At 38.4% G+C, this 22,730-nt stretch carries 33 protein-coding genes; 23 read left to right on the top strand and 10 right to left on the bottom strand.

The genetic code is table 11. The features are described 5' to 3' along the window. Positions 1-59 precede the first annotated feature (59 nt). The 8 genes from B4237_RS06750 to B4237_RS06715 are packed head-to-tail and all read right to left on the bottom strand — an operon-like array spanning position 60 to position 4,471. Positions 60-632, bottom strand: a complete 573-nt coding sequence (locus tag B4237_RS06750; protein ID WP_286942328.1) for a hypothetical protein — start codon at positions 630-632, stop codon at positions 60-62. Between the two features lie 59 nt (positions 633-691). Next, positions 692-1,288 (bottom strand): hypothetical protein, encoded by a 597-nt coding sequence (locus B4237_RS06745; protein WP_286942326.1) that lies wholly within the window; start codon positions 1,286-1,288, stop codon positions 692-694. After that, a complete protein-coding gene (locus tag B4237_RS06740; RefSeq protein WP_286942325.1) occupies positions 1,285-1,578 on the bottom strand; it encodes a hypothetical protein in 294 nt (97 codons plus the stop codon). Before B4237_RS06740 ends, B4237_RS06745 begins: the two co-directional genes overlap by 4 nt. Continuing rightward, positions 1,575-2,936: a replicative DNA helicase gene (locus B4237_RS06735; RefSeq protein WP_286942323.1), complete on the bottom strand. Its 1,362-nt coding sequence runs from the start codon at positions 2,934-2,936 to the stop codon at positions 1,575-1,577. Before B4237_RS06735 ends, B4237_RS06740 begins: the two co-directional genes overlap by 4 nt. Next, the gene (locus tag B4237_RS06730; protein ID WP_286942321.1) at positions 2,936-3,754 is read right to left on the bottom strand and encodes a hypothetical protein; all 819 of its coding nucleotides are present in this window, start codon (positions 3,752-3,754) and stop codon (positions 2,936-2,938) included. The genes B4237_RS06735 and B4237_RS06730 overlap by 1 nt, the downstream gene beginning before the upstream one ends. Continuing rightward, on the bottom strand, positions 3,754-3,909 hold the full coding sequence (locus B4237_RS06725; RefSeq protein ID WP_286942319.1) for a hypothetical protein: 156 nt from the start codon (positions 3,907-3,909) through the stop codon (positions 3,754-3,756). The genes B4237_RS06730 and B4237_RS06725 overlap by 1 nt, the downstream gene beginning before the upstream one ends. Positions 3,910-3,963: 54 nt before the next feature. Further along, complete coding sequence (locus B4237_RS06720; protein WP_151790070.1) at positions 3,964-4,230, bottom strand: hypothetical protein; 267 nt, start codon at positions 4,228-4,230, stop codon at positions 3,964-3,966. Positions 4,231-4,240: 10 nt separating this feature from the next. Further along, positions 4,241-4,471 carry a hypothetical protein gene (locus B4237_RS06715; RefSeq protein WP_286942316.1) on the bottom strand — a complete coding sequence of 77 codons (231 nt, stop codon included), beginning with the start codon at positions 4,469-4,471 and terminating at the stop codon, positions 4,241-4,243. A gap of 123 nt (positions 4,472-4,594) precedes the next feature. Between B4237_RS06715 and B4237_RS06710 the strand changes: the two genes are divergently transcribed. The 17 genes from B4237_RS06710 to B4237_RS06630 all read left to right on the top strand — a co-directional run bounded on the left by B4237_RS06710 (position 4,595) and on the right by B4237_RS06630 (position 15,102). Further along, positions 4,595-5,341: an XRE family transcriptional regulator gene (locus tag B4237_RS06710; RefSeq protein ID WP_286942314.1), complete on the top strand. Its 747-nt coding sequence runs from the start codon at positions 4,595-4,597 to the stop codon at positions 5,339-5,341. 52 nt (positions 5,342-5,393) lie between these two features. After that, the gene (locus tag B4237_RS06705) at positions 5,394-6,425 is read left to right on the top strand and encodes a hypothetical protein (protein ID WP_286942312.1); all 1,032 of its coding nucleotides are present in this window, start codon (positions 5,394-5,396) and stop codon (positions 6,423-6,425) included. 20 nt (positions 6,426-6,445) lie between these two features. After that, complete coding sequence (locus B4237_RS06700; RefSeq protein ID WP_286942310.1) at positions 6,446-7,006, top strand: hypothetical protein; 561 nt, start codon at positions 6,446-6,448, stop codon at positions 7,004-7,006. Positions 7,007-7,223: 217 nt separating this feature from the next. Next, the gene (locus tag B4237_RS06695) at positions 7,224-7,604 is read left to right on the top strand and encodes a hypothetical protein (protein ID WP_286942308.1); all 381 of its coding nucleotides are present in this window, start codon (positions 7,224-7,226) and stop codon (positions 7,602-7,604) included. A gap of 19 nt (positions 7,605-7,623) precedes the next feature. Further along, positions 7,624-7,842 carry a DUF551 domain-containing protein gene (locus B4237_RS06690; RefSeq protein WP_286942305.1) on the top strand — a complete coding sequence of 73 codons (219 nt, stop codon included), beginning with the start codon at positions 7,624-7,626 and terminating at the stop codon, positions 7,840-7,842. 107 nt (positions 7,843-7,949) lie between these two features. Beyond that, positions 7,950-8,771 (top strand): hypothetical protein, encoded by an 822-nt coding sequence (locus B4237_RS06685; protein ID WP_286942303.1) that lies wholly within the window; start codon positions 7,950-7,952, stop codon positions 8,769-8,771. After that, on the top strand, positions 8,768-8,947 hold the full coding sequence (locus B4237_RS06680; RefSeq protein WP_061524796.1) for a hypothetical protein: 180 nt from the start codon (positions 8,768-8,770) through the stop codon (positions 8,945-8,947). Before B4237_RS06685 ends, B4237_RS06680 begins: the two co-directional genes overlap by 4 nt. 69 nt (positions 8,948-9,016) lie before the next feature. Continuing rightward, entirely contained in the window at positions 9,017-9,889 is an 873-nt protein-coding gene (locus B4237_RS06675; RefSeq protein WP_286942300.1) for a recombinase RecT, read from the top strand. Next, positions 9,889-10,548, top strand: coding sequence for a hypothetical protein (locus B4237_RS06670; protein WP_286942298.1), 660 nt, complete (start codon positions 9,889-9,891; stop codon positions 10,546-10,548). Before B4237_RS06675 ends, B4237_RS06670 begins: the two co-directional genes overlap by 1 nt. 58 nt (positions 10,549-10,606) lie before the next feature. Beyond that, complete coding sequence (locus B4237_RS06665) at positions 10,607-10,831, top strand: hypothetical protein (RefSeq protein ID WP_286942296.1); 225 nt, start codon at positions 10,607-10,609, stop codon at positions 10,829-10,831. Continuing rightward, positions 10,831-11,055, top strand: coding sequence for a hypothetical protein (locus tag B4237_RS06660; protein ID WP_286942293.1), 225 nt, complete (start codon positions 10,831-10,833; stop codon positions 11,053-11,055). The genes B4237_RS06665 and B4237_RS06660 overlap by 1 nt, the downstream gene beginning before the upstream one ends. Before the next feature lie 9 nt (positions 11,056-11,064). Beyond that, entirely contained in the window at positions 11,065-11,418 is a 354-nt protein-coding gene (locus B4237_RS06655; protein WP_286942290.1) for a hypothetical protein, read from the top strand. Beyond that, positions 11,411-11,803 carry a hypothetical protein gene (locus B4237_RS06650; protein ID WP_286942287.1) on the top strand — a complete coding sequence of 131 codons (393 nt, stop codon included), beginning with the start codon at positions 11,411-11,413 and terminating at the stop codon, positions 11,801-11,803. The genes B4237_RS06655 and B4237_RS06650 overlap by 8 nt, the downstream gene beginning before the upstream one ends. Continuing rightward, positions 11,800-12,438 (top strand): hypothetical protein, encoded by a 639-nt coding sequence (locus B4237_RS06645; protein WP_286942286.1) that lies wholly within the window; start codon positions 11,800-11,802, stop codon positions 12,436-12,438. The genes B4237_RS06650 and B4237_RS06645 overlap by 4 nt, the downstream gene beginning before the upstream one ends. 2 nt (positions 12,439-12,440) lie before the next feature. Next, on the top strand, positions 12,441-12,707 hold the full coding sequence (locus B4237_RS06640; RefSeq protein ID WP_278595592.1) for a hypothetical protein: 267 nt from the start codon (positions 12,441-12,443) through the stop codon (positions 12,705-12,707). Between the two features lie 116 nt (positions 12,708-12,823). Continuing rightward, complete coding sequence (locus B4237_RS06635) at positions 12,824-13,408, top strand: anthranilate synthase component II (protein WP_004880761.1); 585 nt, start codon at positions 12,824-12,826, stop codon at positions 13,406-13,408. A gap of 332 nt (positions 13,409-13,740) precedes the next feature. Next, positions 13,741-15,102, top strand: coding sequence for an L-cystine transporter (locus B4237_RS06630; protein ID WP_286942260.1), 1,362 nt, complete (start codon positions 13,741-13,743; stop codon positions 15,100-15,102). Between the two features lie 73 nt (positions 15,103-15,175). Here the strand turns inward: B4237_RS06630 and B4237_RS06625 are convergent, their stop codons facing one another. Beyond that, the gene (locus B4237_RS06625) at positions 15,176-15,970 is read right to left on the bottom strand and encodes an MOSC domain-containing protein (RefSeq protein WP_278595590.1); all 795 of its coding nucleotides are present in this window, start codon (positions 15,968-15,970) and stop codon (positions 15,176-15,178) included. A gap of 264 nt (positions 15,971-16,234) precedes the next feature. Here B4237_RS06625 and trpD point away from each other — a divergent pair, with 264 nt between their 5' ends. The 6 genes from trpD (at position 16,235) to B4237_RS06595 (ending at position 20,712) form a co-directional block, all read left to right on the top strand. Continuing rightward, complete coding sequence (gene trpD, locus B4237_RS06620) at positions 16,235-17,284, top strand: anthranilate phosphoribosyltransferase (protein ID WP_278595594.1); 1,050 nt, start codon at positions 16,235-16,237, stop codon at positions 17,282-17,284. A gap of 9 nt (positions 17,285-17,293) precedes the next feature. Next, positions 17,294-18,094 (top strand): indole-3-glycerol phosphate synthase TrpC, encoded by an 801-nt coding sequence (gene trpC, locus B4237_RS06615; protein WP_278595589.1) that lies wholly within the window; start codon positions 17,294-17,296, stop codon positions 18,092-18,094. A gap of 141 nt (positions 18,095-18,235) precedes the next feature. After that, complete coding sequence (locus tag B4237_RS06610) at positions 18,236-18,712, top strand: GNAT family N-acetyltransferase (protein ID WP_278595588.1); 477 nt, start codon at positions 18,236-18,238, stop codon at positions 18,710-18,712. 154 nt (positions 18,713-18,866) lie between these two features. Next, positions 18,867-19,556 (top strand): Smr/MutS family protein, encoded by a 690-nt coding sequence (locus B4237_RS06605; RefSeq protein ID WP_278595587.1) that lies wholly within the window; start codon positions 18,867-18,869, stop codon positions 19,554-19,556. 90 nt (positions 19,557-19,646) lie between these two features. Next, entirely contained in the window at positions 19,647-20,195 is a 549-nt protein-coding gene (gene folE / locus B4237_RS06600; RefSeq protein ID WP_019384954.1) for a GTP cyclohydrolase I FolE, read from the top strand. 151 nt (positions 20,196-20,346) lie between these two features. Further along, on the top strand, positions 20,347-20,712 hold the full coding sequence (locus tag B4237_RS06595; RefSeq protein ID WP_278595586.1) for a cupin domain-containing protein: 366 nt from the start codon (positions 20,347-20,349) through the stop codon (positions 20,710-20,712). A 100-nt stretch (positions 20,713-20,812) separates the two neighbouring features. Here B4237_RS06595 and B4237_RS06590 read toward each other — a convergent pair whose 3' ends face one another. Continuing rightward, positions 20,813-22,693: a DUF4105 domain-containing protein gene (locus B4237_RS06590; protein ID WP_278595585.1), complete on the bottom strand. Its 1,881-nt coding sequence runs from the start codon at positions 22,691-22,693 to the stop codon at positions 20,813-20,815. Positions 22,694-22,730 lie beyond the last annotated feature (37 nt).

The raw sequence follows: 22,730 nt of genomic DNA, 5'->3' as shown, positions 1-22,730 counted from the left end.
ACCCTCAACAACTTCCCTCGCCTTCTCAACACCTTGCTCTTTTAAGAATTGGATCGCGTTCATTGGCTTTGCTCCTTTTTTGAGTTCAGTTTTACGTCTCTTTTCCCAACAAAGTTGTAGTCAAACCCTTTGAGCACATCACCTTCTACACCAGCTACATACATCAAATCGCCTATAAATTTTTGACTTTCCCTGCCGCACAATTCGATTGTTTGCTGATAGCTCGTAATCTCTACCATGTCTCCTACTTTGATTTCATACTCTTCATCAGAGATGCGATTAAGAAATTCATTGACTGATTTAGATGCTAATCGCTCTTGCTCGGTTTCCTCACCACAGCACACAGTATCAAGATCTTCTTCACTTAATTTAGATAACTCCAATTCGATTGGTTCTAGTAAATTGCTATCAAGTGTTTGTAACCAGTTAAGCAATAATTCGACTTTCTCCGACTCCGACTCAAATCGATTAATCATTCCGTTGTCGTACCAAATTTCTTTTGCTGCTTTGACAATGTTGCTGTAGTCAACTTCAATCAGTGCTTTTTTTAGTTCCGCTTCACTGATTTCTGTGCAGCTCGCTTTATCTGACAATCCACATGCTGTCGCAACAGTTTCAATATTTTTCTTCATCACCCTTCTCCGTCATGTCCTTCCTGATTATTTGTGTCATGTATAGTCATGGTTATCTCCTAATCAGTGATTTCGACTTGGTAATTGATTAAGGCTTGATATACCTTGCTATCTAATTGATCTTTAAATAGATCAGCCAATCTTTTAATTTGTTTTTCTTTCTCTTTCTTATAGAAAAGGAAGGCTTTAACTTCGGTGTCAAAATAAGCAGTGATATTTTTCCTGTCCTCACGTCTCAATTGAGCTTGAAACCTGCCTTTCACAGCACTAACACCTATACAAAGATTTCCTCTTGCTCTATCACTCTTTAAAATCACATTGTTAATAGCAGGAGGAACAAAACAGGTTGTTTCGTTAGAATAGTGCTTACAACCTTTTAACAAGATGTCCTTATCTAACTGCCAACCTTCAGACAAACATTTATCAAAATTCTTTTTTGCTCGAATATCTTTTGTGAATGTTGATAAAGACAGCCATTCTTTAGAACATGTCACATCTCTATAAGATGGTTGTCTATTGTGAAACCAATCTGAATAGCAACGCTGCAACATCCCTTGCCATAAGTAATACTCTTTAATCAACTTCCCGTTCTGGCGTACTGGAGTATCCCAATCATTGATGCCAACGCCATAGATCAATTTCTTTTCGTATCTCATGATTGTTCTCCAGTCACGTTGAACAACTGCTTAGACTGCTCAGTTAAGTAATAGCGATACTCAGAACTACCATTACCAACCGCACGTAAATATCCTGTTTCCACTAGGTTTTTTAAGTAGATTTGCACCTGCCTACAGCTTAGGTTTGGTATTGCTGAATTACGCACCTCTTTGACCGTTGCAACAGGAAGGTTTGCTACAGCTTTGATTACTGCTATGAATCTTTGAAACGCTGCTATATGTGAGTGATCCATCGCGCCAACAGTCACAGGTTTAATTGAATTACTCACGCTGCACCTCCCACTTCCTGCAAGCTTGCTAAATAGAATGGATCAAGGTCTGCAAATGTCGCTCTTGCTAAATCAGTTCCCAAACGCACAGTTCCAACTTCACCATCACGACACTTACCAATGATGATTTCTGCCGTTCCTGCATCCTTTGAATCCTTGTTGTAAATCTCATCGCGGTAGATAAACAGAATCACATCAGCGTCTTGCTCTAATTGCCCTGATTCGCGTAGATCTGCATTTACAGGGCGTTTGTTTGGTCGATTCTCTAAGTTACGGCTGAGTTGAGATAATGCGAAAACAACGCAATCAAATTCTTTTGCGATTGCTTTCAGTCCTTTTGATATTTCCCCGATAGCTCTAACTTGGTTATCTGTCACAACTGGGCTTTTCATGATTTGTAGGTAATCAACAAAGATTGCATCAACTCGGCCAAACTTTGATTTGAGTAATCTTGCTTTGCGTCGAATATCAGAGAGAGAAGCATTTGCTGTATCGTCGATAGCAAACTTTGAATGCTCAAGCATCTTGTTTGCATTAACCAAGCGATTCCAGTCATCATCCTCAAGACATTTCCCTTTGATATTGCTTAATCTGATCTGACCAACACCAGAAACAATACGGTCTCTGATTTCTTCCTCCGTCATTTCACATGAATGAAACTGAACAACCATGTCCTGATTGATTGCCATATCACTCATAATGTTTTGAGCAAAGGTCGTCTTACCCATGCTTGGTCTTGCACCAATGATTACGAAGTTGCCACGACGTAGAGAGCCAATTTTATTGTCCAGAGCAATGAAGCCAGTCTTGATACCTGTATCAACGAAAGTGCCGTTTTCACGGGCAATGCGAGTCTCTTCAAGATCAACATAGAGACGCGCTACAAACTCATTCACGAATGCCAATTCTTTTGACTGCTTGTTGTCTCCAATGTCTGCAATCATCGTTTGTGTTTTATTGATCATGTCGTCTACGTTGGTTGTGAAGTCTTTAGCCATCCCCTGCATCAAATTTGAAATTTCAAGGAACTTACGACGAGCCATTAAACGATCAAGTTTTTCAATGTGTTGTTCGAGCGTTGAGATCAAAGTTGGAGCATCAGCATTGAGCTTCAGCATGTATTGCTCGTCGATATAATTCAGGTTCAACGGGTTCTTGTTGATTTCATCCCACACCAAAATAAAATCGATTTGCTCACCACGGCTATGAATCGCATGGATTGCATCAAAGATGATCTGATGTTTTCCAGAGAAGTGATCTCTCGTTAAGCGCTCAACAAACTGATCCACACCATCTGTCAGAGACAGCAAAGAAACCAATACGCCTTGTTCTGTTGGAACCGAATGTAAGTAATCCATTATTTAGCCCCCTTGTATTCTTTGCGAATCAATACAGGTGCATTACGCTTTGTTTCTGAATTATCAGAGTTGGTTTTATCCTGCTCTTTTGGGAACATGTTGATAAAGCGATCTAGTTTTTCAGGCTCACGGCAAATCAATTCAATATCGGTATAACCACCTTGAACATGGTAATCAGACTTAGAGCAATTCAGGATTGCATGTTTGATGTCTTCAACAAGGTAACCATCAACCAGACGAGACTGAATTTTTCTAGCTCGTTTGTCAGATAGAATCGTTTTTTCATTTTTGCTGAATGTGGTTTTCCAAAACTCGAAAATCTCACATATATCTTTCTTAATATTTTCTTTCTTATTTGTTTCTTTCTTAGTAGCGCCATTTTCGGGGGTAGTCTCCACTCCATTTTGGTGGGTACTCCCCGTACCATTTTCGGGGGTGGTATCCATACCATTATCGTCACTACCATCCATTTTGGTAGGTAGTTCAAACTCAGGATGAATTATTGAAAATTTATTAGTTTCACCAGTAGAGCGAACAACCAAAATTAAACCTAATTGCTCTAACTGACGGACTGCATCCGTTAAAGTTTTAAGTTTCTTGATTCCCGTCTTTTCTTGTAAAAAATTAGACGTGATTGACCAGTTAGTACGTGAAAAACCATCTGTAAAACGATTGATCACAACGTAGCATTTCAAAGCACTACCAGTCATCTCAGACACATAGCCTTTGTCCACCAAGTAATTTGGCGTTCTAGTGTATTTGTCTTCCACTGGTGTCGCCTGCTTTAGGATTTTATCTAAGTCAAAACCAACGTTCATCAAACACCCCACGCATAACTAGCCAGTTCAGCTTTAGCCTTTGCCAAAGCAACTGAATTTTCGAGTGTCCGATTAAGCGTGTAAGCCTCAACCGCTTTCTGAAACAAACTAATCTTTCGATTTAGTTCAATGTCTGCTAATATTTGATGGTTCATTTGATTTACCTCACTGAACATGACCGCTGCCAGCTGTAACTGGAAAGCGGTTTTTTATTGCCCTTGATTCCCGTTAATCCCATCCAATCCCTCACCGAAAATTACTTCTGTAGAGAGATCCCGCATCAAAGCTCCTAATCCCAAGCGCTCAAATGATTTTGCTTGTAAATTAAGTACATGCCACTCACCTGCTATTTCCTTCTCAAGTAAATATGCAAGGTATTGAGCAAGGTCTTTACCTTTGATTTCAGCGAGAACTTTTGCTCGTTCATGGTTTTCAGGAGACAAACGCACATGCGTAGATTTTTTTTCGAGACTCATACATTTGTCCTTAAGCTGCTAAATGTTTTGGATTTGCCTTATCAAGCAACCACTCTTTTGATAATTTTCCTTGACTATTCTCTGCAAAAATCTGTGCGTAATTTGTTTCACCTGTATAGTCAGTTCTTGGTAAAACACCCTTCTCCGCCATTTTCCGCACAGCCACGTAGGAAATCCCAAGCAATGCCGCTGCTGAGGTTCTCCCACCAACAGCATCGATGGCTTGTTGAATAGGATTCATATTTAAACCTTATTTATACCAAATAGATGAATAGATTAAACCACGGGTTAAACTTTATTTCAACCTTAGGTTGCTTTCATTTTTGTCATTTTTACTAGAAAATTTAACCAAAGGTTTCACACAATGATAGTTATGAGCACAATGGTTGAGCGCATTCAGCAAGCACTGAAGGCAAAGAAGTTATCTTGGTCAAAAGCCTCTACGTTAATTGGCTTATCCCCTCAAGCACCATCTAAATGGAAAAAGGGTCAAATTAGTAAGGAGACACTAGATAAACTTGCTGAATTATTAGAAGTTGATGCTGGGTGGCTTTTAAATGGTAAGAAACCAGAGAAATTGTCAAACTTTAATATGCAAGATTTTATGGATAAACATGGATTAAAGAGTAATGATGATTCCTCTTTTGATGTGAGTGATATTCATAAACCCACCGTTGTTGATTATGAAACAGAGAATGGATTTATTTGGATTGATGTTGTGGAAGCTAATTTTTCATGTGGTACTGGAGAATCAATAGAGTTTCATTTTGATGTTATTAATGGGAAGTTTCCTTTTCCACCCTCATTTTTCCAGAAAAAATATGTCCATCCAGACTGTATGCGCATCATTAAGGCTAAAGGCGATAGCATGGCAGATAAAATTGACGATGGAGACTTGGTTGGTATTGATATTTCTCAGACAGAGATCATTGATGGTGAGATTTATGCAGTTTACTTTGAGGGTGAAGGCATGATTAAGCAGATTTTTAAGGAAGAAGGTGGAAAACTTATTTTACATAGCCTTAATCCCAAATATCGAGACAGAGAAGTAAGCGAACAAAATGGCTTAAATTTTAAAGTGATGGGTCGTCAGTTTTGGCGTGCAGGCTAGTAAAAACTGTGAACCCGACACAGTCATTACAACGGTTCGGGAGGAGATTAAAGTGTCACAAAAGAAGCGCTACAAAACTTTATACTACAAGAATGCATCAATAGTGGGTATTCAAAAAACACTAGGCGATATGCTTAAAGAAGCATTGTCAGAATCTTCTAATAGAAAAAAAGCATCATCTAGACAAGAATCCATAAATGATTCTGGTGATATGCGCTTTATCAACAGTTATGAGAATTACAATGGAATGTTTTTCTCCCAACTTGTAAGTATTGAAGCTGGTAAAATACAAAGTTATTTGCATCTTGATGATGAGTCTGAAAGCTATCCAATTAAACCTGTAAATTTAGACCTTGTTGAAGGGAAGGATTTAAAGGCGACCGAGAAACTAAGACGAGAATTCCTAGACTCCATAATTTATTTTGGAGTAATTGGAAATCATGTTGCAATTCTGCAATCATCCACATTAAGGTCACGACAACTTGAGTCGTACCTCAATTGGTTTCTGGGTACGTCTTGTTGTAATATCCTTCCTGAAAACACACCAATTATTCTTAATGATTCAATTACCGATGAAATGAGGGAGCGCATAACACAAAGTCCGGCTAAAGAAATCAGTGTAGGTAGTCCGATCAATACAAAGCCCGTTTTACCAGTAAATTTTTCTAGTGACGCTGGAACTACAACACTTACAACAAATGCAAATGTGGCTAGTGTAAAACATGTTTTGGACCAAGATGATGCATCCCTAATCAAAAGGTTTTTTGGTTTAAACCTAACAGGAAAGCAATTCTCAGATTCTTTGGAAAAGGCAAACTTAAGTCTTGAGATGACTCTGAAATTTAAGAATACAACCACTAAGAATGGTCAACAATTAATTGATCAAGTGGCTACATCACTACGACATTTAGATCCTGAAGACTATTACATTAAGCTAAGTGATAAGTCTACAATCAGAGGTGGTGAATTAGTTGTAGCAGGACAAATCACAGTTCAATTTACAGATAGTGGCGCTATAGATGAGGCCGTATTGAAAAATGATATGCATAAATGGTTGGTAAAGAGTGCAAATCATAGCAATTAAAAGTTTTATGTGGGTGATATATGAATTTAAGTGTAAGAAAAGCAATAATATATAGATATTGGCATATATCTATATTTTTGCTTGGTTTCACTTTCCTTATTTCATATTTGATCTTAGATTATCAATTAGGTGATGCTGTTACAAAGCTAAATGGCTGGGCTCAAATTCTTGCCTTGCCCACCCTACTTTCACCTATTGCATACCTTGTTTCAAATTATCAAAAAATAAATGAAAGCAAAGACTTAAAGGGAATTAGTGTAAAAGAGAGAAATGCGCTAAAAGGTATAATCAATCAAAGATGTGCAGACATTTTATACACAATCATGTTAGCAACACTTATTTCTTTATCAATAACTGCCTATAGTGTATTCGCTCAACAAAATAGTGAAGTAATCAAACCTTTAAAACTATCTTTATCTTTATCAGTAATTATTAGCTATTTAGTAGCCTGCTTCTTCTGGATGTATTCAGCATTTTTAGCAATTACTGAGTTAAGTGATTACAAGTCTGATATTCAACAGCGTAGTGATAGAAACGAAAACAAGAAAAGTTTCGAAAAGTTAATTAAACCTGATGATTAGATTTTTCTAGCTACTCATACCCACTCTATGTGGGTTTTCTTTTGTCTATTTAAAACACAATTAAACCACTTTAAACCTAATTACAAAATTATTTTCACCTTTGGTTTAATTTATGGTTGCATTTATTTTATACCTTTGGTTTAATTTACTCCATAGACAACAAAAAGCCCTGAACAATCTTGGCGGATGCAGGGCTTACTCAGTGAGTAAATGAAGTATGAACATAAAAGAAAATGTAGTCAAATCAATCGGCTTTGCAGGCGTAGTAAGTGCATTAACTGCTGCTTATGCGTTTCAATCTGCTAAGCCTGAACCAGTCTATGTCATGGCACCTTTCAAGCTTGACGAAATCAATGTCAAAGCTGAGCAAGCAACTCTTTTAACTGCAAACGAAGAATATGCAATTGAAGTTGAGTTTGACGCTGAATACTTCAATGACGGCAATGGTGTAGGTCACAACTGGCGTGATGTTGAAGTAAAAGAAATCAAAGACATTCGCGTCTTCAATGAAGATGGCGAAATCCAAGCATACGTTGATCGTCTCGATGTTGTAGAGATCAAAGACATTATCGAACAAGAACTAAGAGAGCGCGTTTAAGCGCTCCGTGGAGATAGATATGGAATGGATTAGTGTTGAAGAGAAACTTCCTGAACAGGATGTTTTAGTTCTAATTTTTAATCCTTTTACTTTTGAGACTATGCACACGGCAAAGCTATCAGAGTATGAGGGTGAAGAATATTGGTACTTCGAGAGTGATGATGATTACCTTCATATTCAATACACGTCTCACTGGATGCCACTCCCTGCGCCACCAAAGGAGCACAGCCATGAATGACCCTTGGAAAGAATTTGCGGCGTTTATGTTCTTTGTCTTTATTGGTTTTTTTGCATGTCTGATCTTGCTTTACAAAGTGATCTGCCCTGCGATTTGGAGTGTGTGAGATGAATAACCACAAAATCAAAGTGAACAACGAAGCGGAAAGTAAAGAAGCTCAGGAGTTGTTTTTTGAGTTGGGGTATGAGTGGAATGGCTCAGGAAAAGAGGTTGTTTCATGGAGACTTGGTCTTCTTTTTACAAAGGATTTCCAAGGGAAAAATTGCTTGTGCTATTTCGACAAGGATGAAGATGTAATGCTTGATGGGTGGGTTGGAAAAGAACTCACCCTCCCTAAACTTCGAGACCTTGTTGTTTTGCATCGGAATGATGTGAGGGATGCGAACTGGGTAACCGAAGGTGACGATCAGATTTATAAAGACTCTAACGGAAAATCATTCATATTCCGTGAACAAGGATGGGATGAGTTGCAGCGTCATGAGATGCGTCAAGCAATGTGGGAAAAAGTTAAGTCAAAACAGAAATCTAGTGAAATAGAACAAGGCTTGATTAGTGGGGCTGATGCAAAACTGGCTTGGGCTAAGGGTGAAAATGTCCAGTTTAGAGATGAATTTGATAAATGGTATCAAGATTGGACAGATTTAAAAGACAAGAAAAATGGCTTTTGGATTACTGATTTTGATTTACCAAATCACCAGTTCCGCCTCAAACCAAGCACCATAAAGCTTTCACTAGAGATTCCTGCGCCTTTTGAGCCGAAATTGGGTGAAACCTACTACTTCATCGCAACAAGTAATTCACAAGGCTTCGACTTTACTGAATTTGAAGATTCTGATGGTGACGAACTTTATATGCAGCTTGGCGCTTATAGAAATGCATCAGATGCAAGTAAGGCATTCGAAGCTTTGCGTGGAGGGATTAAGGGATGACATCTAAAGACTACTTTATCCATATCTCAATTAAACACCCTGCTCTATTGGAAGGTGCTGTTGAGTACGCATACCAATTCGATCAAATAAATCGTGAAGAATATCGCTACTGGATGGAAAAAGTTAATGCGATTGAAGCACAAAAAACAGAACAGCTTTTAAAGAAAGCAGCCTAATGAGAACAAATCTGCGCAATTTATCCCTTTGTTAAGGAAATTGTGCAGATATTTGCTCGGAGAATAGAGATGAATACACCAGTAAAACATAACGCAAAAGACTTTTTCTCAAAGCCAATGGTTCAGGAAAAGCTAAAAGAACTTGTTGGCAAGAATGCCCCTGCTTTTGCAACGTCTGTATTGCAGATCGTGAACAGCAACTCGATGTTGGTAAATGCTGACCCTCAAACTATTTTTAGCGCTGCATGTATGGCTGCAACGCTGAATCTGCCAATCAATAACAATCTTGGTTTTGCCTACATTGTTCCTTTTAAAAACAACAAGGAAAACAAGATTGAAGCGCAATTTCAACTCGGTTACAAAGGTTACATTCAGTTGGCACAACGCTCTGGTCAGTTCAGCCGCATTGCTGCAACGCCAGTCTATAACGGCCAATTGATTAGCGAAAACCCGCTGCTTGGTTATGAGTTTGATTGGTCGGTCAAGCCAAGTGGTGATCCGATTGGATATGTGGCGTTTTTCAAGCTAATTAATGGCTTCACTGCTGAACTTTACATGAGTAAAGAGGAAGTAATGAAGCACGCCAATAAGTACAGCCAAACAGCTAAAAAAGGCTTTGGTGTATGGAAGGACCAGTTTGAAGCAATGGCGCTTAAAACCGTGTTAAAGCTGCTTTTATCTAAGCAAGCACCACTTTCAATTGATATGCAAAAAGCACAAATGGCAGATCAGGCAGTCATTCGTGATGTGGATAAAGACGAGTTTGAATACATCGACCATCAAGAATCAATTGCAGACCTAGAAGCACCAAAACCAACATTGAATGACGATGAGTTTAATGCAGCACTGGAGCAGTTGAATGTTGGCGCAATCGACAAGGCTTATATCTTGGATGGTTACAGCCTAACTGATGCTCAACGTATAGCGGTGGAGGCTCAGTGATGAAACTATTCCGCTGCTCAAGCCTGCATAAGCTTGTTGGCGAATCTAAAACTAAAGGCTCAGTTCTTAGCGATACAGCTAAGACTGAGATCAGAACAAATGTTAAAGAAGATTTGACAACGTTCAAGTCTTTCAAGGGCAATCAATACACAGCTAAAGGCAATGCACTTGAAGAAATTGCAATTGATCTATCGGGTAAGGTTCGCTTTCGTAAGCTTACAAAACACAGTGGTCGAGTTAAGAACAACTTTATCACTGGCGAATGTGATGTTCTTGATTTAGAGCGAAAGCTAATTATCGACACAAAATGTTGTTGGGATATTGGAACACATCCATTTTTCCAAGATGAAGCACAGGAAAAGGCAAAGAAAGCAGGCTATGACTGGCAAATGCAAGGCTATATGTGGCTTTACGATTGTGAAGTTGCAGAGGTTGATTTTTGGCTACTCCCTTGCCCTGTTGAGCTTACAAACGATTGGGATGATCGAGAGCAATTGATTGATTTGGTCGACAAGATTGATCTTAGAGAACGTTTAACAACAGTTCGCTATGAACGTGATGAATCAATGATTCAGAAGATCAAAGACAAAATTCCACATGCTCAAGCTTATTACGAAAAGCTTTATCAAGAGCGAATCAAAGCGAGGGTCGCAGCATGATCGAACTCAAACTTGGATTAATGTTTTTGATTTTTTTAGCAGCAATGGTGGGTGAGACATGGTGAAGAATAAACGTATTGAGCCGTGGATGTCAGTGGCTTTCTTGATTTGGATTAGATACCTCGGCTATCGCATTGTGACTAAAGGTTTTTGCACTGAGTTTATACCAACGTACACAAGCAAAAATTTACCGCGTGGTGCATCAATAGATCATTTGGGTAGATTAAACAAACAGGCAAGCAAGTTATTTGTTGAGTTTAAAGGACATTTAGGGGTGGCGTGATGGAAGTAGGTGAAAAGTTTTTAGAGTTTCTTGATGCAAATCCACAAGCAAGCGCTTCTGTTTTTGAGGGTGATAAAACAAAGGCTATGATTTTTGATGGTGCGATTTTAGTAAGGGCTGTGGATATAACTTTCGTGCGTATTGGAAATGAAGTGTTTGAAACTCACCCTTCTTTTTACGACAAGATTTTCAATCTTTTACAACAAAACCCTTTAGCAAGTTGAGGTGGCGTGATGGATATTCAAAAATTAAAAGCTGAATTTGAGAAGCTTAAATATGTTGAGGAGAAGCTTGAGTATCTTAACTTTGACGAGCACTTAGGTTGTTATGTTGAGAAGAATAACGGTATGCCTGTTGGGTTGGCAGCATGGGTAAATGGTGCGTTTTATGGGTTTGAGCAAGCAGCCAAAGCCCAAGCGGTTCCTGAGGGATTTGTAGTTGTGCCAATGGTACCAAGTGAGCGCATGATTAAAGCTGTGCGCCAGTGCTACGAGGGTGAAGCCTACCTACCTTACAGCCTATACAGTGAGTTTGTGAATCAAGCGATTATTGAGCGCATGGAAGCACAGGAGCAAGCCAATGACTGAAATCCAACAAACGAACATTGCTGTGGCTAACTTCATTATCGGTGAGTTGTACAAGGACAAGCCTTTTAATTTGGTTTTGAATGCAGGTCAGACCGGGTCTTTATACATCATTGCGAGTGAGTCACATCACTTGCATAGTGACTTTGTGCAAAAACTGGAAGCAACATTAAGACAGCGTGTAAATAATGGTACTGGAATTATTTTGGAAGTGAGTGATTCAAACGCTGACCTTTATTATCACATTCTTTCAATTTATATCGAAAAGCATCAAAAGCCTGAAAACTGCATTGACCAATTCATTGCAAGCGGTGGATTTGATAAGGCTTTTGAAAGTGTGTTCGGTCGGTCTGATGATGTTGTGAATGCAGTAAGGGGTGGGAAATGAACTCAAAACTATTAAGTGATGATGAAGCTTTAAAAAAAGCGAATGCTGTGAACCGGTTCGATAATAAAGCAAATACTGTTAGCTGGATTGAGCCAAATAAAAACAGTAAAAAGTTTAAACGTGAAGATTTAAACGATCTATCTATTGAGCAGCTGCAAAACAAATATGCCCTAGCTATTGATCAATTAAGAGCTTTTGGCGATGTTCCTGATGGAGCTAGACAATTTGTAGGTCAGCATGCAAGTAAATTATTTTCTTTTATGTTAGCAATAAGAACCACGATTAAGTCAAAAGCTACACCTGAGCAAAATCTTTTTATGGAGCAATTTGAAGATTATCGTAAGAAAGCACTTTCTAAAGAAAACTCATCAAATAGCGCATTAAAAATGCAAGTAAATAATCTAACTCAACAGCTTGAATCATTAAAATCTGCAAGAAGCAAAGACAAGTCTTTAGTTAAATTGCGAAACATGGAGTTAGCAGATAATAGAGAAAGAATGATTCATATTGAGTTTAAAAAACTTGTAAAAGAACGAATGGGTGAAATTGCTTATTTATCTTTGATTCAAGAAGCTGATGTTATTGCAGATACTAAGATTGCTTTAAAAGAACCAAAAGCGGATACGGAGGGGTGAAGATGCAAACGAGCGAACAAGAACTTCTTCAGGAGATTTTATTAGAAGTAAAACAGATGAAACAGCAGCTCGCTAGAGTCAATGAAGAGCGAGTATGTATTGAGGAATTTTGTCGTAGACTGAATTGGAAGAAAACAAAGTTTTATGACCGGATTCATCAAGGTGAAATTACTCCACCCATCAAGGATGGTCGATTTAGTTACTACCTAAATTCATATGTGAATGAGGTAGTCACAAGGGAATCAAAATCTGATACATTAGCCGCTTAATCAAAGCGGCTTTAATTTATATATAACAGCCACTTTTATTAAAGTGAGTAACAATGTGAGTAACACCACAATACACTCAATCATACATTCAATATAATCAATAGGTTGAATCTAAAATGCTTCTAATGATTGACAATTATGACTCATTTACTTACAACATCGTTCAATATTTTGGCGAGTTAAATCAAGAAGTAAAAGTTGTTCGTAATGATCAAGTTACATTAGAGGACATCGAACGATGGCAGCCCAAATACCTTGTGATTGGACCTGGCCCTTGTTCTCCAACTGAAGCTGGCATCTCAATTCCTGCAATTAACCATTTCGCAGGTAAGATTCCTCTACTCGGTGTATGTTTAGGGCATCAGTCTATTGGGCAAGCTTTTGGTGGCAATATTATTCGCGCCAAAACTGTGATGCATGGTCGATTATCAGATATGTACCATAGCGATAAAGGTATTTTCAGTAATTTACCGTCACCTTTTTCTGCAACACGCTATCATTCACTTGTAATTGAACAAGAGACTCTTCCTGATTGTCTAGAAGTCACCTGTTGGACCAATCAAGCAGATGGAACAATTGAAGAAATTATGGGTGTAAAACATAAAACTCTTCCTGTGGAAGGTGTTCAGTTCCACCCTGAATCAATTCTCAGTGAACATGGGCATCAAATCTTTAAAAATTTCTTAGAAATTTATGCATAAGTCAGTTTAGATTTAAAATATACAGCCCTCTAAACGATGGGCTGTTATTATTTTGAGCATCTAAAAGTTGCTTTTCAAATCTATTTCTCCAAATGATTAGGTGGATAGAAAAATATATAATCCACATAAATTTTAAATAATGATTCAATTTCAACAACTAAAAGATCTTTCAACTAATTAAAGTAATGTAAAACACTTACACGAAGCTTCTTTTTAGTTTTTATGATTAAGCTTATGAGTAGGAATGATTAAGCCAAAAACTGCTTAAATGCTAGAATTTATAACTTAAATAACTCTCCCTCCTCCCTGAGCCATCTATCAGGACATTTATTGTGAATGCTCTCGTATTATTGAATATTCTCGTTTTTATTTTGCTTTTAGCAGGATTATTTTTTAGTTATCGCCAAGACTGGAGCCTCTCAAAGAAAGTTTTGATTGGTATGGTTGTCGGTATCGTTTTTGGGCTTGCATTAAAAACCATTTACGGTGATAGCCCCATCATCGAACAATCTATTGCATGGTTTAATATTGTCGGAAATGGCTATGTTCAGCTCCTACAAATGGTGATCATGCCGCTTATTTTTATTTCGATTTTAAGTGCTGTTGTAAAGTTACATCAAACAACTTCTCTTGGTAAAATAAGTGTACTCACCATTGGAATCTTGCTATTCACCACTGCAATTGCTGCCATAGTCGGGATTAGCGTGACCAATCTATTCGGCTTAACTGCTGAAGGTCTTGTTCAAGGAACCAAAGAAGCCGCTCGCCTCGCCACAATTGAAAGCCAATATATCGGTCAAGTTTCTGATCTCAATATTCCACAATTATTGCTGTCACTTTTTCCACAAAATCCTTTTGCGGATCTAACAGGCATTCGCCCAACAGCGATTATTAGCGTCGTTATTTTCTCTGCTTTCTTAGGCGTTGCAGCATTACAGCTTATGGCAAAAGATGCTGTTAATGGTGAAAAAATCAGACAAGGAATTGAGGCATTACAAGCACTCATTATCAGTTTAGTTCGTTTAGTGATGCAGTTTACGCCTTATGGTGTACTGGCATTAATGACGAAAATGGTCGCAAGCGCAAACCTAGCTGATATTGTGAAATTAGGTGAATTCGTTGCAGCATCCTATTTAGGCCTTGCAATCATGTTTATCGTTCATGGAGTGATTTTATTATTTGTTCGTGTTAATCCGATCGACTTTTTCAAGAAAGTATTTCCTGTTTTAACTTTTGCTTTTACCAGTCGTTCCAGTGCAGCAAGTATTCCATTAAACATCGAAACACAAACCAAACAGCTTGGCGTACCTGAAGGAATCGCAAGCTTCTCAGCTTCGTTTGGTGCAACGATCGGTCAAAATGGTTGTGCTGGTTTATATCCAGCGATGCTTGCCGTAATGGTCGCACCTACGGTTGGAATCAATCCTTTAGATCCCCTTTGGATTGCGCAACTGGTTGTAATTGTAACGCTCAGTTCTATTGGTGTTGCCGGTGTTGGCGGCGGTGCAACCTTTGCAGCCCTCATCGTACTGCCGGCTATGGAACTTCCTGTCACTTTAGTGGCATTACTCATTTCAATTGAACCTTTAATTGACATGGGACGAACTGCACTTAACGTCAATGGTTCAATGACGGCAGGAACAGCAACAAGTCAATTATTAGGTGTTAGAAATCCAGACCATGAGATAGCTTAATCAAACTAATTTCCATATATAAAAGCCAATTCATTGAAATGAATTGGCTTTTCATAAAAACTAAGAATTAAACTCAACGAATAATTTTTACTTCCTGCCCAATTGTAATATGCCCTTCTCCACGATGTAATGCATTCTGCCCCATCATGACTTTAGTACCCTGTTTTCTATATTTGAGCATTGCTTGCATGATTTCTGGTTGCTTTTGACTCGTTTTCAAATCAATTGTTGGAATCACACATCGAGAACACTGTTTAACAAGATCAAAGACAATATCTCCAATTTGTATCTGTCTCCATTGATCCTCAGCAAATGCATCACACCCCGACACCACAATATTGGGTCTAAAACGCTGTACATCTAGCGGATAACCTACTTTCTCAGCTAGAAACTCAACAGATGCTTCACTAATAATCAAGAATGGAAAGCCATCCGCAAATCCTACGCGATCACCTAACTGTGCGTACTCTAAATCTACTTGGCGGACAGTCTCTTGCGGCATATAAATCAACTGTGCCTCTCGTCCAAGTTTCTGGCTCAACCAAGCATTAACAGGATGATGGATACGATTCCCCGAAAGTTTATCTTGCCAAACTGTCACTAAGCGCTCATCCTTCTGACCTTGCGCTTCGATCATACTGAGCTCGATCTTCTCTGACTGATAATCAAAACATACGCGATCAGATGAAACCGTAACACCAATTTGTCCCATTTCTGCGACTTGCCTTTGGGTGATAAACCGCCCATCAGGATCAACAATCATCCAACGTCGATCCCAATTAGGACCAAAACCATCAATATCCATTGTCGAAAGTTTATTTCCTTTACAGGACTTCACTGGATAATTAAAAAGCTGGCTGATCTGCATATTCTTGTTTCCATAAAGACAGAATTATGTATTGATGAAATTATTTATTCACTGATTATAATAGTTGAAAAATATAGCAATATGTCTAATTTTGAAGCACAAGATAGTTTTTATTTAAAGCGTATAAAATCTACATTATTTTCTGATAACATAACTGGCTAGCTTTTAGATCATGTATCACACTCAAGTCATACCGAACCAATTGCGATCAATCTATTTAATTCTGAAATTTTTTAATCAATCATAATGCTGTAACTCATGACTATGAATATCCAACAGGCTCTCAATCACATTACTAAAAACATTCATCTTACCCAACCGCAAATGGAAGATGTAATGCGCAGTATTATGCAAGGTGAAGCGACAGATGCTCAAATCGGTGCGCTGATGATGGGTCTGCGTATGAAAGGTGAAAGCATTGATGAAATTACTGCTGCTGCGCGTATCATGCGTGAATTTGCAATTAAGATTGATGTTAGCGACATTCCACACCTCGTCGATATCGTCGGAACGGGTGGTGATGGACAAAATTTATTTAATGTTTCAACCGCCTCAAGTTTTGTGATCGCCGCTGCTGGTGCAACAATTGCTAAACACGGTAATCGTGGTGTTTCAAGCAAATCTGGCTCTTCTGATGTACTTGAGCAAATGGGAATACAACTTGATCTCGATATGTATCAAACTGAACGTTGCATCCGTGAAATCGGCGTGGGTTTTCTATTTGCACCAAATCACCACAAGGCAATGAAATATGCAGTTGCCCCACGTCGTGAATTAGGTATTCGTAGTATTTTCAATTTGCTCGGCCCACTCACCAACCCTGCTGGTGTCAACCGTTTTGTTATTGGTGTGTTCTCAGATGAACTTTGCCGCCCAATTGCAGAAGTACTAAAACAACTTGGTGCAGAACATGTACTGGTTGTGCATTCTAAAGATGGTTTGGATGAAATTAGTCTTGCTGCGCCGACGGCTGTCGCAGAACTAAAGAATGGCGAAATTACGGAATGGACACTAAGTCCAGATGATGTTGGTATTCAATCTCAAACTCTATCAGGCCTAACAGTCAATAGTTCTGAAGAAAGCTTAAAACTGATTAAAGATGCACTCGGTCGAGATAAATCAGAGATTGGCGAAAAAGCTGCCAATATGATTGCACTGAACGCAGGTGCAGGCATTTATGTTGCAGGCATTACTAGTACCTACAAACAAGCTGTTGAACTTGCTCAAGATATTCTTTATGGCGGTCAAGCCACTGAAAAAATGAGTATCTTGGCTGAATTCACCAAAACATTGAAACAATATCAAGCAGACTAAGGACTTCTGATGATCAATATTCAAAATACCATTTTAGGTAAAATTGTTGACCGTAAACATGAGGAACTTGCAGCACGTTTAAAACAACGTAATCTGCATGATGTTGAAGAATGGGCAAAAGCAGCGACTCCTGTTCGTGGTTTCGCCAATGCATTACAACATAAACGCCCTGCTGTGATTGCTGAGATTAAAAAAGCCTCTCCATCTAAAGGCGTGATTCGTGCAAACTTTAATCCTGCTGAAATTGCTCAACAGTACGAACTAGCTGGTGCAGCGTGTCTTTCTGTCCTAACAGATGTAGATTTCTTCCAAGGTGCAGATGAGAATATTGCGATTGCACGTCAACATTGTGCCTTACCTGCTTTGCGTAAAGATTTCTTAGTTGATCCTTACAATGTTGTCGAAGCACGTGCATTACAAGCAGATTGTATTTTATTAATCGTGGCTTGCTTGTCCGATCAACAATTAGAAGAAATGTCTAAAACCGCATTTGAACATCAATTAGATGTATTGGTTGAAGTACATGATGAATATGAATTAGAACGTGCTTTAAAACTTTCTGAACAATGTATTTTAGGCGTAAACAACCGTAATCTTAAAACCTTTGATGTTGATTTAGAGACATCCATTCGTTTGAAGAAATTACTCCCTGCATCTCGCTTGTTAGTCACTGAAAGTGGTATTGCCACACCTGACGATGTTGCAATGATGCAAGCCAATGATATTCATACGTTCCTTGTTGGCGAGAGCTTTATGAAACAGCCTAGGCCTGATGTGGCATTTGGTGAATTGTTTGGTCAGCCAAAATAGGTTTAAATTTAGAATAGATGAAAAGCCCAATTCTTTATCATTGGGCTTTTTTATGCCTAATTTATTTTCTTGGAAAAATAATGATGTATAGCAATAAATGACAACTTATAATGAGTCCCATTTATATTTTAGGAATAAATATTGAATATTCAATTTTGCCGTCTAAGCCATATTAAGATTGCGGACATTATCGCATTAAATACAAATGATCGAGTACTCAAACAAATGCCTTTAGCTGATGGCACCCAGTTTGATGAACAACAATGCATAGCTTGGGTAAAGGGAAAAGAAAAACAATGGCAAGAACATGGTTATGGTCCTTGGGCCTTTTTAGTCAATGATAAGTTTGCAGGTTGGGGTGGCTTACAATATGAAGATGGAGATGCCGACTTAGCTCTAGTATTACACCCTCAATACTGGGGATTAGGAAAACAAATTTTTAATGAAATTATAAAAAGAGCATTTAATGAAATGGGCTTCGAATCCGTTACTATTTTACTCCCACCAACAAGAAAAAATTTAAAAGGAATTTATTTATTAGGATTTGAATTAGAGGGTGAAGTTATATTGAGTGGTGAACGTTTTATAAAATATAGACTATATAAGCCATCAATATAAACTACGATTTTTCTTTTAGATAATGAATTGTTATTTATCGCTAATTATTCAGCTCTCCTAGCAAAGATTGTATGAACGCAAGGCAGTTCAAATCATCACGGATTCAGACTATAATTTTACACTTCTCTCGTATCTTGCCTATTTTTCTAACATTATGAGTAAACATGATTCTTCGCTTTCTAAAGATCAGTTTAATTTACTGAAAGCCTTTAAAAAGCAAATCTCTAATCCACAATCCAGCGCGATTGCGAAGCAAGCCGAATCAGAAAAGACTAAAGCTGCTGCTGAAGAATTGGAAGATACAGAACTTTTTAAAAAAGCCCTTCTTGGGGTCAAACCGATCGACAATAAAAATATAGCCGATACCAAAGTCAAACGTAGCAAAAAAGTCGATGCCCAAACCTTAGCAAAGCGTGCTGCGGCAGAAGGTGGTGCTGAGCAAGAACTTACTGAAATTTCAGATACGCAAGCCATTTTAAATCCTGTTGCCAGTCAAGCAGCATTGAGCTATCGCATTGCGACCCTACAACACAAAGTATTTGAAGATTTGAAAGCTGGTAAAATTCGTTGGTTCGAAGCAGTCGATTTGCATGGTTGTACAGTTGAACAAGCGCGCGCTGCAGTTTTACAAATCATTCAAATGGCCAAAGATGAAAATCAAAACGTCATTAAAATTGTTCATGGTAAAGGCCCAGAAGCAATTTTAAAAACCTATGTAAATGGCTGGCTCAGACAACATCGCGATGTTCTTGCTTTTGTCAGTGCGCCTGAAAATCAAGGCGGCACTGGTGCTGTTTTAGTCCTATTAAAACGAGCAGAAAAGAATCCAAAGTACAAACAATAATCGGCATTTGACTCAAAAGTAAGTTTTTGAATCGTTTTCTGATACAATTCCCGTTTTGTTCAACCCACCTAAGTGAACATTGTTATGTCTATGCAGCAATCGTACGCAAACATCTTAACTGCCGTTGGTGAAGATTTGAATCGCCCAGGCCTCAAAGATACACCTATGCGTGCGGCTAAAGCTTTTTCTTTTTTAACTTCTGGTTATAGTAAAACGCTTGAAGAAGTTACAAATAGTGCGGTTTTCCCATCCGATAACCATGAAATGGTATTGGTTAAAAATATTGAATTTTATTCACTTTGTGAACATCACCTACTCCCTTTTTATGGTCGTGTACACATTGCTTATTTACCAGAAGGTCAAGTTTTAGGCCTATCTAAATTTGCCCGTATTACAGAAATGTTTGCTCGCCGCTTGCAGATTCAAGAAAATCTAACCCAGCAAATTGCCGAAGCTGTTGCTGATGTAACGAAAGCACGTGGCGTTGCAGTCGTCATCGACTCAGCGCATATGTGCATGATGATGCGTGGCGTAGGTAAACAAGAATCTACGACTCGTACCGTTTCTTTTGTTGGTGATTTTAAGACTGATAAAGATGCCCGTCGTGAATTTTTAAGTGCTGTGCCAGAAAGCTACTAAGCAATATGGTACTTAAAGCCTCAATTCAATTGAGGCTTTTTTTATTTCTAATTTTTCTTAATCAAATTCATTTTGTCATTTTAGTAAGCTTAACTGAGACGTATAAAGATGCTTTATAATTAGCTTAATTTAAACACGCCCATCATGAAATATGACAGCTACAGCATTATTACTCGATCCATCTAGTTTAGAGCAGACGAATGCAGCGATAGACTATCCTCGACCTGATCGACTCGTACAAGGCAACCCGCAACGTTTGACACACAGCCTCTATGAACATCCCAATATGAGTTGTGGCATTTGGCAATGCGAAGTGGGTGCGTGGAATATTGTATTTGCTGACAACAAACAAGAGTTTTTCCAAGTCATCGAAGGAATTGTTCGCTTGCATGATACTGACAACAAGTCTTTTGTTGAAATATCAGCAGGTCAAGCGGGTATCATTCCACCTGCTTTTGTCGGTACATTTGAAGTCGTTGAGGCTGTAAAGAAATATTATGTCGTGGTTGAGGCTTGATATTCTCTTTTATTTAAATAGAACATGATTAGGCTTCTTTATTACCCCTTATGAACACAGTCCATTAGAAACGATGAACTCTCTAAGAGAAGTCTAATATCTAGAAAAAAAGAATATAACCTAAACCGACTTTATTCCACTCCTTATGATCTTGTTGCTCAAAGTCCCAACTCAATCGCATGGCATTATTTGAGTCAAAACTATATTGAAATTGAGAACCCAGTTTCAGATTCCACTGATTTTGATCTTGCCAATACGGCAATTCAACTTGTAAGACACTATTGATTCGACCTGTCCATCGATTCATACAACCTACTGTTGGCCCTGCGCCAATACGCCAACCTTTATCTAAGTTTTTTCCACCTTGCACATGACTCTGTAACTGGACGTAACATAGATGACGGCGATCATAATCTGCCAAACTATAACCCGCCTGCATGTTTAAGTTCATTACACCATGCTGCTGATCTTCACTAAATTGTCCATCATAGACTGCTTCTTGCTTCCAGCCAAAATTAAAGCCCCAGCTGATTGGTGATTTAAAGGGTTGAATCGGATTATAAGAATTCACAGAAAGTAAATCCAAATGCTCAAGTTTGAGCTGATCATCTCGATATTGAACACTTCCATCTAAAAATAAAAGCTGCGTACCTAAGCGATAGCCACCTTGAGGATCAATCAAATCATGGTAGGCTTGGCGATGTCCTAACTCAACAAATGCCTTGCCTTGTGACTCCCCTACATTGACTGAGATATTACGCGCATGATGTCCTTCAACAGGTTGTATTTTCGGGCGAGTCGGTGCTTGACGTTGTTTATCAACTTCTATTTGACTACGCAATGCTAATAATTGTCGTAATCGCGGTTGAGCAATTTCTGTTTCAACAACGCGACTGACAAATTGCAAATATAAGTCATCGTATGCCATCTCTAAAATTTTAGCTTGATCTTGAATGTTATAAGTACTTAGAACAGCTTGAATTTGATCTGATGGTAGCAAAGCAACTTTGTGCGCAACTTTAGCCAAATGTGTCCCATGTTGCTTCGCCTGTGAAAGCAATTGAGTTTCAAGTGCTGGACGATAAACGATATCTTTCACTAAGTTCTGATCATCAACTGCTTTTAAGGTCTCAATTGGAATCGCAGCATAATGAAACTGTTTTTTTAAATTTAGCTGTGGTCGAACCAAATCAATCAGTCCTAACAATCGATAAGCACAGTTATCACTGACAAAATAATAAGGAAAACTCACACGCTGCATTTCCCAAATATGTTCCACCAAGAAGCGTGTTTCCTCAGAAGTTAAGTTGAGTTCATACTCCCACAAATCACGACTTTCAAAATCACCATATTCCTTGACCTTTCGATAATAAGGCATCAAAGAATATTCACCAGGATACTGTCCAGTTAGCCCTTTCCAAGCATATGACCAATTATCTTGACCATTTACAGTAGCAGCATAATTCACAGCATAAGAAACTAAATTAAGCTGTTTCTGATCTTTGGGGTCTAATCGCAAAAGTGTATGCCCAAACATCGAACTTGGATTGCCCATAAAGTCAGTTGCATAAATCAAGGTCGCTTTATATGGCTTGATCTGATTAATCCACGTATCAAACTCATCGCAGTTCACATTGGGAAGTTGTTGAGTTGGGATTTGCAACTGCTCGATCAACCAGCGGCTACGTGCAGGAAATTTACAACGAATAGAATGATTATTTTCGGTTTGTTGAAACAAAGCTTGAATATCTGCATGAAGCTCATTTTTTATATCGGTTTTACCATCAATCGCATAAAAATAGCCGTCATAATTTACCTCACTTGTTTGTGATTGATCAGCATACATCAATCGTTGCCAAGTCATGTCTTGATCCAATTTTTTTTGTTCAGCGAGATTTATATAGTTTTGAATATCAGATGGAGCTAGAGCATAAGCAGCTTGACAGAATATAGAAGCGACAATACAAGTAACAAATTTCATTCAGCAACAAACATTTTTAAGAATTATAAAACGAACA

Source organism: Acinetobacter sp. UBA6526 (genome assembly GCF_002434875.1).
In the GTDB taxonomy this organism is placed as follows: Bacteria; Pseudomonadota; Gammaproteobacteria; order Pseudomonadales; family Moraxellaceae; genus Acinetobacter; species Acinetobacter venetianus.
This window is presented reverse-complemented; position numbering and strand designations above follow the sequence as displayed.